At 32.8% G+C, this 15638-nt stretch carries 13 protein-coding genes; all 13 read right to left on the bottom strand.

All coding sequences use genetic code 11. The annotated features are described in order from the left end of the window. Positions 1-3: 3 nt before the first annotated feature. Positions 4-396: a response regulator gene (locus ACWNT5_RS11335; protein ID WP_299600163.1), complete on the bottom strand. Its 393-nt coding sequence runs from the start codon at positions 394-396 to the stop codon at positions 4-6. Continuing rightward, on the bottom strand, positions 393-2597 hold the full coding sequence (locus tag ACWNT5_RS11330; protein ID WP_456517380.1) for a PAS domain S-box protein: 2205 nt from the start codon (positions 2595-2597) through the stop codon (positions 393-395). Before ACWNT5_RS11330 ends, ACWNT5_RS11335 begins: the two co-directional genes overlap by 4 nt. A gap of 232 nt (positions 2598-2829) precedes the next feature. Then, the gene (locus ACWNT5_RS11325; protein ID WP_299600168.1) at positions 2830-3228 is read right to left on the bottom strand and encodes a hypothetical protein; all 399 of its coding nucleotides are present in this window, start codon (positions 3226-3228) and stop codon (positions 2830-2832) included. 178 nt (positions 3229-3406) lie between these two features. Continuing rightward, a complete protein-coding gene (locus ACWNT5_RS11320) occupies positions 3407-4036 on the bottom strand; it encodes a hypothetical protein (RefSeq protein WP_299600171.1) in 630 nt (209 codons plus the stop codon). Between the two features lie 202 nt (positions 4037-4238). Continuing rightward, positions 4239-4580, bottom strand: coding sequence for a hypothetical protein (locus ACWNT5_RS11315; protein WP_299600174.1), 342 nt, complete (start codon positions 4578-4580; stop codon positions 4239-4241). Positions 4581-4591: 11 nt separating this feature from the next. Beyond that, on the bottom strand, positions 4592-4939 hold the full coding sequence (locus tag ACWNT5_RS11310) for a hypothetical protein (protein WP_299600177.1): 348 nt from the start codon (positions 4937-4939) through the stop codon (positions 4592-4594). Between the two features lie 182 nt (positions 4940-5121). Further along, positions 5122-5463, bottom strand: a complete 342-nt coding sequence (locus tag ACWNT5_RS11305; RefSeq protein WP_299600180.1) for a DUF7716 domain-containing protein — start codon at positions 5461-5463, stop codon at positions 5122-5124. Between the two features lie 10 nt (positions 5464-5473). Continuing rightward, complete coding sequence (locus ACWNT5_RS11300; RefSeq protein WP_456517379.1) at positions 5474-9664, bottom strand: DUF6531 domain-containing protein; 4191 nt, start codon at positions 9662-9664, stop codon at positions 5474-5476. A 2-nt stretch (positions 9665-9666) separates the two neighbouring features. Continuing rightward, complete coding sequence (locus tag ACWNT5_RS11295) at positions 9667-11028, bottom strand: hypothetical protein (protein ID WP_456517378.1); 1362 nt, start codon at positions 11026-11028, stop codon at positions 9667-9669. 6 nt (positions 11029-11034) lie between these two features. Continuing rightward, positions 11035-12822, bottom strand: a complete 1788-nt coding sequence (locus ACWNT5_RS11290; protein ID WP_456517377.1) for a type VI secretion system Vgr family protein — start codon at positions 12820-12822, stop codon at positions 11035-11037. 405 nt (positions 12823-13227) lie between these two features. Then, on the bottom strand, positions 13228-13761 hold the full coding sequence (locus tag ACWNT5_RS11285) for a hypothetical protein (protein WP_456517376.1): 534 nt from the start codon (positions 13759-13761) through the stop codon (positions 13228-13230). Positions 13762-13837: 76 nt separating this feature from the next. Further along, positions 13838-14410, bottom strand: coding sequence for a hypothetical protein (locus tag ACWNT5_RS11280; protein ID WP_456517375.1), 573 nt, complete (start codon positions 14408-14410; stop codon positions 13838-13840). A 268-nt stretch (positions 14411-14678) separates the two neighbouring features. Beyond that, a complete protein-coding gene (locus ACWNT5_RS11275) occupies positions 14679-15452 on the bottom strand; it encodes a hypothetical protein (RefSeq protein WP_456517374.1) in 774 nt (257 codons plus the stop codon). Positions 15453-15638 lie beyond the last annotated feature (186 nt).

Here is a 15638-nt window from a genome sequence, read left to right as displayed (position 1 = left end):
TTATTAATGTTCGCTTTTTTTATTATTCATTCTTGACTGTACTTTGGCAATAGCCGATAATAACTTTTCGAAGTTTACGGGTTTCGAAAAATATTTGTCAAATCCAAGCTTTAAGAATTTTTGGGCATCACCAGGCATAGCATACGCAGTAACAGCATATATTGGTGTGTTTTTAAGTAACTCTAGTTTTTTGAATCGTTTTAATAACTCACACCCATCCATTTGATTAAGTCCTAAATTTATATCTACCAGGATTAAATCTAGAGAAGATTTCTTAACAATTTCTAGGGCAGATGGCCCATTTTCGGCTATAACCACATTAGATGCATTTTTGGTAAGCATCTTATTCATCACCATTGCGTTAATTTTATTATCCTCTACGTAAAGTATATTCATATGTTTTTCGGAATTGTAATCACAAACTTAGTTCCTTGGTTTAATTTACTAGTTACTTTAATTTTTCCTCCCAAGATTTCAATATATCTTTTAGATAAACTTAAACCTATACCTGTACCTTCATACTTTCGACTTAAACCAATACTCTCTTGTATAAAGGGATCAAATATCTTTTTTAGATTGTCTTTCCCTATTCCGATCCCAGAATCTTTAATAGATATTTTCACTGTCGACTTTTCATCCTTCACCTTTATCATCACTTTACCCGTATCTGTATATTTTATAGAATTGTGAATGATATTGTTTAGTGCTGTGCTAAAAATATCCTCATCTATATTAGCAGAAGGACAACGTTCATCGAGTTTTAAAATATAGTCTAAATTTTTAGAATTCGCAAAATGGCGATATTCTCTAAATGAAGTTTCTACTGTATAGTTCATATCTACTTCCACATAATTCAGATTTTTTTGTATGGTTTCAATTTCGCTATAATGAGATAGATTATTGATGGTAGCAAGCAAACGTTCTTTACTTTCATCCAGAAACGCGCTTAGTTTTTTGCGATCTCCAGGGTTTTCTTCCTCTAGTAATAGCATATTACATATGGTCATAATACCATTTAGTGGTGTACGAATTTCATGACTAAAATTCGAAAGAATGTTTGATTTTAGATTGCTTAGTTCCTGTTCTTTTAAATGCGCTTCCTTAATGGCGAGTTCTGCCGTTTTTTGTTCTGTGATATCATGAAAACTAACTAAAACAGCGTTAATGCTATTGTTTTCATCTTTTATTGGAGTGTATTTCGATTCTAACCATTGTACGGCTCCTTTGCGAGTTGTTCTTTCTATCTCCTTTTTAGCAGTATTACCTTTTAAGGCTTCATTAAACTCATTGGCAAAAGTACTTTTAAAATTTACAGGCATTACATCTATAAAGCGACATGTGGTAGTCGTGGGATCGATGTTAAAATCTCTTTTGATAATGTTTATAGAATCTTCATCTGCCATTAAAATTTCACCACTTGTGTTAAGCAAAATAGTATAGGAAAAACCATTATTTACCATAGCAGCCAATCTACTTTTATCTTCAATGATGGTACGTTCATTTAATTTTTTCTGGTGTACATCAATCAGATTTCCAATCATTCGAATAGTCTCACCTTTATTATTTTTTTTGCGATAACCATATACTTCATAATGTCTGTACTGACCATCGAGATGTTTCAGACGATAATGGTTAAAATAATGATATCCTGTTTTTTGAAGATTAGCTTTATGTCTTTCCATCGCCTCCTTAGCATCTTCTGGGTGAATCATTTTTCTAAAGGCTGCTTCAGGAACAAAATCAGTGTCAATGGGTAATCCTAGCATTCTTCTAAAATCCTTACTATAAAAAACCATGTTAGTTTTTATTTCATGGTCAAATAATCCAGATCGTATTCCTTTAAGTGCAAGTTTCTTAGTTTCCTCGTTATATTTGAGTTGTTCTATATAATTTTGTTGTTCGGTAATATCCGAGAAGCACCCATTGACGAATATGACTTTATCTTTGTGCTTTATGGCTTCACCTATAACTCTGATCCACTTTTTATTTCCTTTCTTAGTAATTATCTGATCTACATAATCATAAGAAACCCCATGATCAATGAGATTATCCCAATAGTTTTTTACACGTTCTCTAGAGGCTTCGGGATAATAATGAAGTGCCTCTAGCATATTTAAAGAAGTACCGACTTCCAGGTCGTGCAAGTGATAACATTCATCAGAAAAATATACATTATCATTGATAGGATCGTAATGCCAAGCTCCAGTTTTGGTTAAACTTGATAAACTTGTAAGAAGCCTGTGTTCTTCATGTTCTTGGGTTACATCAATACCGAAGGCATAAATTCTTTCTTGACTATATATCAAATCAAACTTAATATATAGAATAGTATCTGAAGCTAAAGTGGCAAAACCAAAAGTTTTGCTTATTTGTTCTTGGTTTTGATAGAGTAGGGAAATTGTATCTCTAAATACGGACTCTTCATCATCTAAAAGAAAATTATAGATGGATTGTCCTTTGATTTCATCTTTAGGAAGTTTAAAGAGTATTTCACATCTTTTATTCACCTCACAAACGTTTCCTTTTTGATCAAAAATCATAAGAAACAAAAGTGTTTTTTCAGTGAAAAAACTAAATTCGTTTGTGTTTAATGTCATAAGTAGTGGATGGTAGTTCTTTTTTTAAAGTTACAAAATTGATTGAGATAAAGAAATTTTCTTCAGAATAATTAAAACACAAGAATGACACAGATTTATTTAATAAAAACTAATATTTCCCCATGTCTTTATTAATAAAATACTAGATTAATTGTTGGTTGTGTTCTTATATAGAGGTAGTTAAAATATTTTTTGCATTAAATTTTTAACGAAAACAGATTACAAAACAAGCTTATTTGGGTCGTTTTATGAAACGATATACAAGTATGATGATCCCAAAACCTATAAGGATGTATAACCCATATGATTGCCAGAACGAACCACTTTTGGTAGTTAATAAAAGTGGAGTTTCCTTATTGTAGAGTATAGTTATTCGATCTCCTTCACTATCTAAGGGACCAATAAATGGGATATGCATTAGTTTTACGGTACTGGTAAGGCTATCACCTTCTTTGGTTTCGTACGATACTTTGGCGGTAGCGGAAGATCTTCTAGATCTTACTTTAAAATTAATTTCTTTGATGATTGCTTCTGTTTCTATATACTCTGGTTCGCTAGCTTCTTGAGCAATCAGCGTAATTGGCAGGAATAGTATAAGGAAGAATAAATGGTAGATTTTAAGATGTTTCATGATTGGTGTATTAATGCTTCTAAGATAGTATATCGAACTAAGATTAGAAAATGAAATATCTTTTAAAAATAAGGTGATGATGTGATAATTAGATGCTGTTTTTTTAAAAGTATTTGGAGTGATTATCTATGATGAAAAATGTAAAACTCTTCTGGATTCATTCTCAGAACCAATAGTGTTATTTTAATATTTCCCCATCATATATTAAGTTTCTTCTAATTTCATTAGCGATATTTTGCTGTGAGTGAATTTTAACCTTTTTATGCTCGTTGTATTCAAAGTAAAATTTTCTTTCAGGTAAAATATTGGATTCCATCTCATAAAAACCATTTCTGGTTATAGTTTCAAGTTTTCCTTTTTCACTGTAATTGTAGCAATCCAGCATAAATGTTTCCTCATCTTCATCCATCAAATATGATAAAACTTTTTCTACTCTATCATTATTATAATAAGCTATTTTAACTTGATGTAACACTATATCGTGATCGTAGTTTTCTAAATACAAATACCATTTAATCGTATTATCATCTTCATAATCAATAAACACCGTTCCCCAATTTTCATTTTCATTACGGAAACTATATACCAGTTTGTTATTTAAAAAATGATTTTGTATTGAAGCTGTTTTTTCTTCATTGTAAACTTTAGGTTGTTCCAATTGATCTATTGCTGAACTGTATGGAGTGAAATCTAAATAAGAATCACTCCAATTTATTTTTGAAAATGAAACAGACTTAATTTGTTCTTTTCTTTCATTAAAAGATCCTAGATTGTTTTTAAAAACATGTCTGATTTCTTTTAAAGTCATTTTACCTCAACTTTTAAATTTTTATAGTGAATATTATTAAGAACTATACAAATTAATTAATAATAGGTCATGGTATAATAATATAGAATTATAACCTTTCGATAAAATGGTTTATTTTTTTAATTCCTTGTGAGTTACTATTTAGTAATTAGAAACAAGGAATATTCTTACTCAGTAATAAAGAGATATAATAATAAGATTTTTACGTTTTAAGTCTCTGTTTTAATTCTAATAATTCGGCATTGATCTCATCTACGATTTCATCAGAATAGCAGTACTCTTGATCCGTAAGAATTTTTTTAGTTGCATCAATAGCTAGTGCAAGATCATTATCTAAATCATTAATAGGCCATACATAAACTCGACAAAACTGAAGAACACAATAGACAGCTGATCTTAAGATAGGTGTATTGTCGCCATATGGGTCTTTTTCTTTATGTAGTAACAAAGTTTTCCTTACTTTAGAAGGTAAATCAGTTTGTTCCATCAGTTTGGCAAACCAATCTGCAGCTCTATCATTATCCCATGGTTTACTGTCCCACATGATTTATTATTTTAATTAGCTATATTCTGTAATTCAGAGAATAATTCATCAGCATTTTCTCTTATACCATCTCTAAATTCTGCTGGAATTTTAGAGCTACATCTTTCATACCAATCGTCAAAGGTAGTTTTAACTTGATCAATATCTATTTTTCGAATACGTCTTTTAGCCATATCAGGATATTTTTTACTGAAATAAACGAATGCGTCTATGTGAACTAAAAGAGGTTGTGCGGCTTGTTTAGCCGTTCGCATCCATTCTTCTATTTCTAAGATTTGTTTTATGGCTAAGTTAAAATATCGAGCTGGAGCAAGGTCTGCAGCTTCATTTCCATCAGGAGCGGAACTAAATACTTTCATTATTTTTTACAATTGTTATTTACAAGTTGGTACTACTTTTCTTGGTTTTTTAAGTCTAGGAACATCATCAAAACCTGATAAGACCTTTATGTAGAAACTTTAAAATAGATATAGCTGTGCGTTATTAATAAAAAAGCCATTTTCTTTTTGAGAAAACGGCTTTTTAAATGTTGGATTATTTCTTAATACAAAAAGGTATCTTCTTCCACATAGTGATAAAGAGCTTCTATTTTTTCTTCTCGATCGAACTCTTTATTCAATTTTTCCATGTTTTCATAAATAGCCTTAAAAGTATGAAATTCTACTAAACCAGTTATAGATTTATCTATGTCAAATAAAATTTTAGGAACAACATCATCTTCAGTTTCAACATAGTCATCAGGATCATCTTCTTCATTTTCTAAAACAAAATAAGTAGCTGTTTCTAGATCTTGAAAATCATCTTCTTTTATATAAATCCACCCATCTTCTGGTAATTTATTTCTTTCATTATAAATCTCGTCAAATTTCTTGTATGTTATCATACTTCTATTTCTATTTACATTTAACTTTAGCTTTTCTCTTAAGTTTTTTCTTTCTTCCGCCACCCCATTTTTTCTTTCCTCCACTTCCATCTGGGTGATATACTTTATGGAATGTATTATGATCATTTCTATCAACTAATTCAAGAACACCTGGTTTATCGTTGTGATGCCAGGTAAGTCCTGGAGGTGAGGTTGATTTATGGCCTCCTCTTGGACCAGGAGCTACATGATCAACAACACCAGGATATTTCTTCATCATAGTTTGTTTAAGTTTTGGATCTTGTTCCATGGCCTCGAAAAGTTGTTTGTTACCTTCTCTAAAGTGTTTAGCATCAGAAGCATTATGCATGCTATTTGGTAATTGAGCATCATAAAAAGAATGATAAACGCCTAAATCTCGAACACCCTCACCAGCGTAAAGACCGAAACCATCTGTTAATCTATTAGGATCATTAACGTACTTGTAGACTTGGAAACCACCAGCTATTCCTATTGGGTCAACAGAAATGTAATTTCCTTCATCTGGTGTATAATATCTAAATCTATTATAGTATAAACCAGTTTCTATATCTTCATACTGTCCTTGGTATCTAAATGGACAATCGTTCAATGAACCTTTTACAAGTTTACGTACTTTTCCATAAATATCATACTCTACTTGCCAGGTTTTTTCACCTTTACTATTGTACATTTCTACGGGAGTTCCCAGATAGTCTGTAATGATAGAGTAGGAGTCTTCTGCTGTAATTTTAGAAGCAGGCTTAAATGTACCTTCATCAAAAACCCAGGTAATCAGGTTTTCTATAGGTTCGGGTTTACTTTCTGCCAGCATTCCAAATTCATCTACTACTAGTTCGGGTCTGTCTTTGAGATCATAACTCCATTCGTGGAGAGGAACGTTGCCGTCCCATACAAAGCGGGTGATGGAACCTCTCTGTCTACCTGTGGTAGACATCTCTCCTTGATAAGGAGAGAAGCCTTTTTGGAAATTTATTTTTGCAGTTCTGCGACCTAGAGCATCATATTCGAATTGGGTAGTGTTGTTTTTAGGGTCGGTTACGGATCTTAGCATTCCGTTTCCGTACCAATCGTAGTCCCAGTTTCCTTTGTTAGTTATTTTAGTAATTAGATTCCCTTCTGCATCATACTTAAATATATTTCCATCAGCTTCTAAAAGTTGTCCACCAGTTCCATATTTTCGATCACCTTTGCGTTCCGTTCTGTATAAATTACCCACCTCATCTGGTAATTTGTAATCAAACTGCTTGTTTTCATATCGAGCGCTAGCCAGATTATTAAATTCGTCATAACCATAGGCTACCGTTCCACGAGTTAATTCGTCGACCATTTTGGTCAATCGGTCATTTACATTCCAAGTATACGTGCGATGGCGCATTTCTCGATTGCCAGCAGTTACTTTGTGTTGTATAGGTCTACCAGCATGATCATATTCTATATGATTGGTAATACCACCAGGAAGTATGCGTTCTACTTCCATACCCAAACTGTTGTGCTCAAATTGTGCGGTCCAAGAACCTCTCTGTCCACTTTGGGTGGACATCTCTCCTTCGGAAGGAGAGAAGCTTTTAGAAGAAACGGCAGCATTCATTTCCTCAATCAAGCCAAGTTTATTTCTAGTTAAGGCAATATTAGCACCTAAACTACTAGTGATATTGGTGCGATTGCTTAGTGCATCGTATTCGCTTTCTACAATATGACCGTCTTGCTTTTCGGCAATGATTCGTCCCGCAGAATCTCTAATGAGTTGTACATGGCTATGTTCGTTGATAGCTTCTGTTAAATTACCATTGAGATCATAACTATAGGTTTCCCAAGTACCATCACTATGTTCTACTCTTGTAATTCGCCCATTATAATCATATTCGTACTCTGTATATTTATCATCTGGTCGATTTACTCTTAATACTTTTCCTGCGCGATCACGATCATATTTTCTGGTCAATCCATCAAAACCAATTTCTCTAATGATTTCTCCCTTTTCATTTCTAGAAAAACGATAGTATTCATTATGCTCGTTGGTAATAGTGTTTAACTGTTCTTCGGTATCGTACTTAAAAAATACTTTCCTGCCATTTTCTTCTCGCATTTTAAGGCTTCCCATTGGCGTATAGTCAAAATTCACTTCACGTTTCTTTTGATCAATGGTTTGGATTACCTCATCATAAGCGTTGTATTTTAGTTTTACCAAATTTGTATCAGCTTGTCGTATTTGGTAAATACGGTCTAATTCATCGTAGAAGAATTGCTGCTGGTGATCTTCAGAATTTTTAGTATGTAAACATCTTCCCCAAGCATCATATTCCCAATGAGATTCTGCACCATTTGGCAATGTTAACCTGTGTAAGTTATGATCTTCATCATACGCAAGTTTAGTCCGATTACCAGCATTGTCTCTTACTTCATCGATCAGTCCTTGCTCATTATATTCAAAGGAAGTAACACCTCCATCCAATCCAATCACAGCATGTAGACGATCATTTTCAAAAGTTTTTACTACGGATCCACCAGCAGGATCTTTGGTAAGCACCAATCTATCTTTTTCGTCATATACAAATCCAATAACAGAACCATCTGGCTGATGTAATCCAGTAAGATTTCCGCGTTCGTCATAACTATATCCTGTAATGTTTCCTTCTTCATCGATATCCCGATACGGTTCCATATATGGAGTATATTCATGAAAAATATGATCTCCCATTGGATCGGTTACTTGTGTACAAAGATTTAGATTGTTGAAATAATAAATACTTTCTTGTTCTAAAGAATTGGTAACAATATTGTATCCTTTATGATATTCGATACTACCAGATAGAATACCACCATCTCCCCAAGTTCTGATACATTTAGCTCCCGTGGTTTTTCCATCATATTCCCAATAGAACGCTTGACCATTACGGTCTGTTTTCTTAACCATTAGATGATTTTCATATTCCATCACCGTTTTTTGATCCAATGCATCAATGAGTTCGGTTAAATCTCCTTCTTTGTTATAGTTGTATCTAACGAGTGTTCTGGTTTCTCCTTGGTGTGTTGCTGTTATTTCGGTAACTCTATTGTCTTCATCTAATTCTAAATCAATCCTTCTACCTGCAGTATCAATGATTTGCTCTAACTGATACACCGCATTATATACAAATTGAATTTCGAAACCTTCGGGATTTCTTAAACTAGTAGGTTTATATAGAGAGTCAGTAAATTTTGTAAACGTATAGGTCTGTTGTGTTTGATGATCGGTAACTTCATAGGTACGACCATCGATGAAAGTGAGTGTTAGTTTTTCAGTTCTGTTATAAGACGATTCATTTTCTACAAGTAGCATTGGGAAAGAAGTAATTCTTCCATCTGGTAAACGCATTACAATACTATCTTCGTCATAGTCTACGTGCAAGGCAAGGTCATAGTTGCAATGCATTCCGTATCCCATAATGCCTTCATAGGCAGAATCTGAGTACCAATTTCGTTCCCAACGAATAGGAATTGGTCCGGCAATGCTAAAATCTTCTCCTTCATAAACCATCCGACCTGTAACAAGATCTACAGGTTCGAATCCCATTTTACACATCTTTTTACTAAGACCTTGTGTGGCAGGGAACTTTTTTAATACTTTATGATTTAACTTTGTTAATCCTTTTCCAGCTCCTTTCATCAACGCACCAAAACCATAAGACATTACTAGAGCCATTAACATTCCCATTAAATCCGGAGCGTAAGGTCCACCAACATTTACAGGTTTTCCCATGGGCATAGGAATACTCATCGACGATGGTAGGTATAAACTAGGAACAGGTTTCATCTTTTTTCCTGGAGTAGCAGATAATGGCATCCCAATATCATTACAGGTCATGGTCATATATCCTGCTGGTGTAAAGTAAGAATCTTCTACACTTACTTTGGTACTTCCAAAAAAGTTCATGGAATCATGTCCAATCATAGGAGCCATGGCAAAGGGACCACCCATTGGTATGTGGATCACAGTACCGATCATACCAGCTGTACCACTATTTCCTTTTGGTACACAATTTACATTTACCGTAGACCCAATAATAGGAACATAATCCATAGGATCTATTACCATTCCAACATATGGATAGGGTAATGGAGTAGGAATTCCTGGCGGAAGTACAGTGATATGTATATCAATTCCGATGACAGGAGTAAAATGTTTACTAGCTAATAACATATCTAAAACCAGTTTAAAATTGAAAGACTCTTTTTTTCCATTTCTTTACGATGTGCTTCTACATTTGTTCTCCATTGTTCTCCTTCGATTTCTTTCATAAAAACATCAACAGATTCACATTCGTTTAGATCTCTACTCTTTTCGCATAGATTGTAATAGTCTGCTGCGATATATGCCATACAAGTTGATTTTATCAATTCTGGAGCTAAAGAAACTCCATATTGATACGCTTCAGTAACAACAGTTGCATAGCGTTTTTTATCTCTTTTTTTAATCACATTATATCCTAGCCACCAAGCGGTTAATGCTTGCGGACCAAAGCCAAATTCTATAGAAGTTTCAGCTTGTTTACAAAATAAATCTGCTGCTAGATCCTTTTGTTTTTGTAATTGCTTGCAGCTAGCTTGATATCCATAGGTCTGCACTATGATAGGTTTGCAGTTATCTTCTCCACCAGACAGTCCTTGTTTTGCGATAGCCATTGCTTTTTGCAGTAGTTCATCAATAGCTTGATATTCTTTAAAATTAAAAAGCATACCTGCATAAATCACATGCGCTGTTGCAAATGCAGACTTACTACCAGATTTCTGAGTGATCATTAGTCCTTTCTTTCCCCAGGTATGAAGTCGTGGTAAATTCTTTTTGGTAACGCTTTTAGACATTTCGATCATACATTGTCTAAATTGAACTTCGGGATCATTAGGATCTCCTGCAGCAGCGATTTTATTAATAGCTCCTTGTAAATCTATAGGAACGGCTAAAGACTGAGCAATATCTGAGTGTGTTTTGACGAGATTGTCAAAATATCGTTCTTCTACATAATCAAAAAACATAATCCTAACCTTATCCGGTAATCCTAGCTGTATCAGATGATCAATCCATTTACCATAATCTTTGGTTTCCTCTACAGAATATGGATACAAAGACAATGCTAGATGTAGTTGAGGATTAGGCATCGCTTTTTGGAATGTACTTAACATTTCCAGCAATAGAAGATTATGATCTGTATCTTCATTTTCTAGTTTGGTCTCATATTCAGAAATATTCCAATCGAATTTTAAATCTCGTGCATTAAGTTCTTTCTGTAGTTCTTTATCCTTTTTAAAAGTTTCGATCCAATCTTTAATCAGATTTCTACTATGAGTTTCTTTATTTTCAAAAGCTGTTAATAATACAATAGGAACATCTGGCAAACCACCATTGGGAGTGGATTCTAAACGCAGAAACCCTTCATATAGTCTAGCTTGATCTGGTTTGATTAACCATCGTACCAACTGTATATGATTATTTGGAGTTACCTCATCTATCCATTTTTGTTGAATGGTAGTGATAAGTTGTGCTATGGGATTGTGTTCATTATTCATGATTAATTACCCACAATTAAGATTTAACAATCCTCCTTTTACATTGGTCATGGTAGTACCATCGATATCGGTCATCCCTTTACTCGTCAGTTTTAGTTCTGCTTTTCCTTCTACAAGTGTACTCGGCGCACCCACTTCTACTTTTGCAGCACTATTGATAGTAACTTTAGAGCTACCGTCGTTTAGAATTTCTTTAGACTTAACGTTTACATTGTTTTTACCATCGATATTTACCGTTTCTTCTGCATTGATATTGATCTCTTTAGAAGAAAAATTAATTTTTTCTGGAGCGCTAATGTTTATTTCTTTTTTAGAAGTATCCAGAATAATAGAATTGCCATTTTTATCGGTTATGGTAATCGTTTCTTTCCCATCTTCATCAGAAAAGGATAGGGTATGACCTCCTCTCGTTTTGATAGCTTTGATATCATTTTTCTCGGTTTTCCAATCTCCTGCATTACTACCTCCTGTAAACAGAGCTCCCATCACATATGGTCTCTCGGCGTTTCCGCCTTCAAATCCAACAATTACTTCTTCTCCTTTTTCTGGCGTAAACTGAAATCCTTTGCCACCACCAGCATGAGGTGTTAGTACGCGTAACCACGGCGTTTCTTCCCCGCTTGCTTTTTGCCAAGGAAACTGCACTTTTATTCTGCTCATTCCTTCAGGATCCGAATTATCCATAACAGTGGCTACCTGAGATTCACTTTTTGGAAAAGCCATCATATTGGTATTTGGATAGACATCTAAATCGGCTGTAACTCCAATAAAATTATTTTGGTACTTACCATTTTCTGTAGAGCTATGAGAAACACTAATGATTCTGAAACTGCCATAATCGGTTTGGTCTCCTTTGATTTTGATAACCTGTCCAATGTTAACACCAGGGTTATCACTTACACCTTGTACCTGGACTTGTCTAATTTCTGCAGCTTTCTTTTGCTGTTCTACGTGTGTATCTAATCTCTTCTTTAATTGTGGATCGTAATAAGAGTTTACATAGATGCTTGTTTCTTTGGCAAAAATCGCTTCACTTTTTTGACTGGTAAACCCATTAAAACCATTTACTCCAGAATTCACCTGAGCGGTAGTCATTTCGTGCTGCTCATCTGTGAGATAATCATTCGTGAAATATTTGAAGTTATTAGGAGTAGGGCGAAGGTTAATAGAAAACTCCTGTAAATCATGGCCATAATTTAACTCTACAGTTTCTTTATCTTCCGGTTTTCCGAATACTAATTTGCTTCCATCATAAAAGAACCATTCACTGTATTGGGCCGCCAGTCGGCTAGCATATTCAAAAGCACTTTCATTATGCTGCACACTGTAATGAAGGCTTTCTGAATTGTTAGGACTGATTGTAGTTTCCAACTTTGATTTGTCATAGCCTTGAAATGTTTTATCTAATATTTCAGATAGTCCAACGTCGCTATGCGAATCATAATGTGGTCCATCATCAGTAATGATGCTACAAGAATGTGCCTTGATAGAAACCATATCACCATTTTGTTGATGAAACCCTTTAGTATTACTTACGGAAGTTACAATACCTTTAAACTCTAGTTCTTTATATCCATTAGCGGTATCTAAAGAGGCTATTTTAATAGTTATAATTTCTCCCAGGTAATTTTTGCTCTCCGAAGCAATTTCTCCTGAAACACCTTCTAATACATCCATTCTACAGATTAGTTCCAGAACGTGATGGGCATCAATCTCTTGATGAAGCATTAATCTTTTGTAAGCTTTAATAGGAGTTCCTCCTATGAAAATTTGAGTGTTTGATTGCAGCGCCATGATTTAGTTATTTATGTTGGTTGTATTCTATAATACTACTAACGAAATTTTCTTTATCGTGTTTATATATTAGTATACGATTGGTATACTGAGTTAACATTTTAGACGGTTCAATCGATTTGGGGGAGAAATTGATACATCGAACCGTATAATAGACCTCTTTATGTAATCAAAGATAGTACCTAACTATTGTCATATAAAAATACTTAATTTTTTATGAGTGATGTAGTTACCTATGTTATTTTTATGTTTTCCTACATAAAAATGGGTGTTTTTCCCCATTAGATTACGTCTTTGTTATTAGATACAAATGGTAATGAAATTGTTACCCTTTTTTGAGAAGAAAATAGTATTTGGGTATAATATATGGGATAAATAATGATAGAGTAGAGGTGAGATTACATTCTATCCAGGTAATAGTTTTCTTCTTAAATCTACTTCTATCCATTGGATAAATAATTCCTCGAAGTATTGAATTTTATCTGGGCAACCTCTTTGAAAATCCTCGCAGGATATTCTTTTGGTCTTTTGATTATGTATTATAGTAATTTGCAAAAGACTATTATCGGTTGTTTCATTACTGTAGTGATCAGAACTGTTTAATACGTTATGCGTAATGATATATGCTAACAAACTATCTTTTTGTTTTTTGGAGATATGTTTTACAATTTTTTTGGAGTAACTACTATCTTTTTCAAAACCTTCTTTGGATGGATGATAAGTAAGTATAGTATCTCTTAAACTAAAACTATCGTACTCAAAAGCTCCTCTATCTACATATACTTCTAAACGATTTGTTGGTTTATTTGTATCTGTCGAATTACTTTGTTGTGTGGCTTTTTTGCATCCAGAAATTATAGTAAATACTGATATTGAGGTTATTATAAGTGTTTTAAGAATTCGAGTCCTATTCATATCACTAAGATATTCTTTTTGCACACTACTTTTTAAAATACATTGTATTGTTTTTTTATCTTGGATGATCTAAGATCTTTTGATGTTAAAAAAGTAATGATTAACATGGAAAGAAATAACGGAGTTCTTTTAATTTTTTATCATGAAAAGTAAATATATAAATATCATCAGATAGGGGATGAGTCTTCATAAGAATAGTAATAATTCCATTTTTTTCGTCATCTTTATTTTTTATAAAAGACACAGGAAAATCTTCTTGAAAATTTAGTAAAGTGTAATTGTTAGAAAAGATAACATTCTTATGTTTAACTGTGAATTTTGACAGCTCTAGATTAATTTTTTTGAATGCGTACTTAGTTTTGGAGACTTCAATTTCCCAATGTAAGTACTTCCATATTTCATCAGAGTTTTCTAGAATAGCTCCACAATCATCTATTTGCTTTTGCACAGTATTAGGTTTTCCAATAAAAGATTTTAGAACTACTATTTCTCCTTCTAACGGATATTTATCATTTATAAATAAAGGTTCTGATAAATATTCAACCTCAGGTTGTTGAAACAAAATGGTATCTCCTTTTATTAAGGAATCAGTTGGTATAGGAGTTATATTGCTTTCACAAACAGTGGAAAGTAATATGATTAAAAATAGTTTGATATGTGTTGTTTTTATCAAGATAATTACTAAAAAAAATGTGAAGTCGTCATTAGCATATCAAAAGAAAAATTTTTTTGATTAATTGTATATAGCCTATTTCTTTTTTTCAAAAACCTCTCTTTTTAATAAATCTCCTTTTTCTGAATATTTTTCGGTCATTAGAAGTTCGGCGCCTTTTTGATTATCGTCAACAAGATTGTAATAATTCCATTTGTTTATTGGTTTGCCTTCTCTGTAAATAGATTCTAAATAAGTGTTTTCTTCAATAAATCTATTATATTTAATTTCAATCCATTTTTCCTGTTTTAGTATTATTTTTTAGTTCTCCTTTTTCAGATTTACTGGTAAATTCACCTTCCTTTTGTTCAAAGTAAGGGACAATACTTCCTGAGTCTAGGACTCTGTACTTGAAAATTTCACTACTTGATGATTCTCCATCGTAGATATAAAAATTTCTTAAATTAATGATACCATCTTTAATATAAAAATTATTTGTGTAGGCATATTGATCTCCACTACCAACTAAACATATATTTAATCCATCTACCAATTCTTTGTTATTGTCATGAACCACTAGATCTAGTCTTTTAAGAATACCATGACTTTGACTATAATTTTCTTTTTTGTAAATCGAAATAATGATTTTTTGGTTGAATTTAAAACTTTTTATTAAATCAAAATCCGGTAACTCTTTTTCTTTTTCAGGGGAATAAAAACTATCATAAAAAGGGATGAAATAATTTTTAGTTTCATACATAAAATTATTTAAGTTACTTTCTGATTTATTAATTTGGTTTGACTTTTCAATTTCTTCAAGAAGCAAATTATATTTATTTTTATCTTGAGATTCACTATTAGAATATGACCAAAACTCAGGGAAATTAGTCAATAATAGTTTAGAACCTATTTCTTGATCTATCCATTTAGATTCAGATGATGTTTGCTGTTCTGTAGAGGAGTTATTTACATTTGAATTTAAGTCGTTTATATCGCTTTTCGAAGTAATCGCACATCCTAAGGAAATAATGACAACTGAGAATATTATTATATATCGAATCATTGTATTTTGGTTAATCCATCTAGATTTAACTTACTCATTTTTCCATCGTGATAAATATGAATTGTATCGGGAGTCTTTAATTTGAAATAACTCTTAAACTCCATATCAATAATATCTACTGGAGATTTAACACTTTCGCATTGTATGGTGAGCCAAAATGAGGTAATTACACACTCAGAAATTTTT

The organism is Aquimarina sp. 433, from assembly GCF_054054605.1.
The sequence above is the reverse complement of the archived record's forward strand: the minus strand, read 5'-3'. Positions and strand labels throughout refer to the sequence as shown.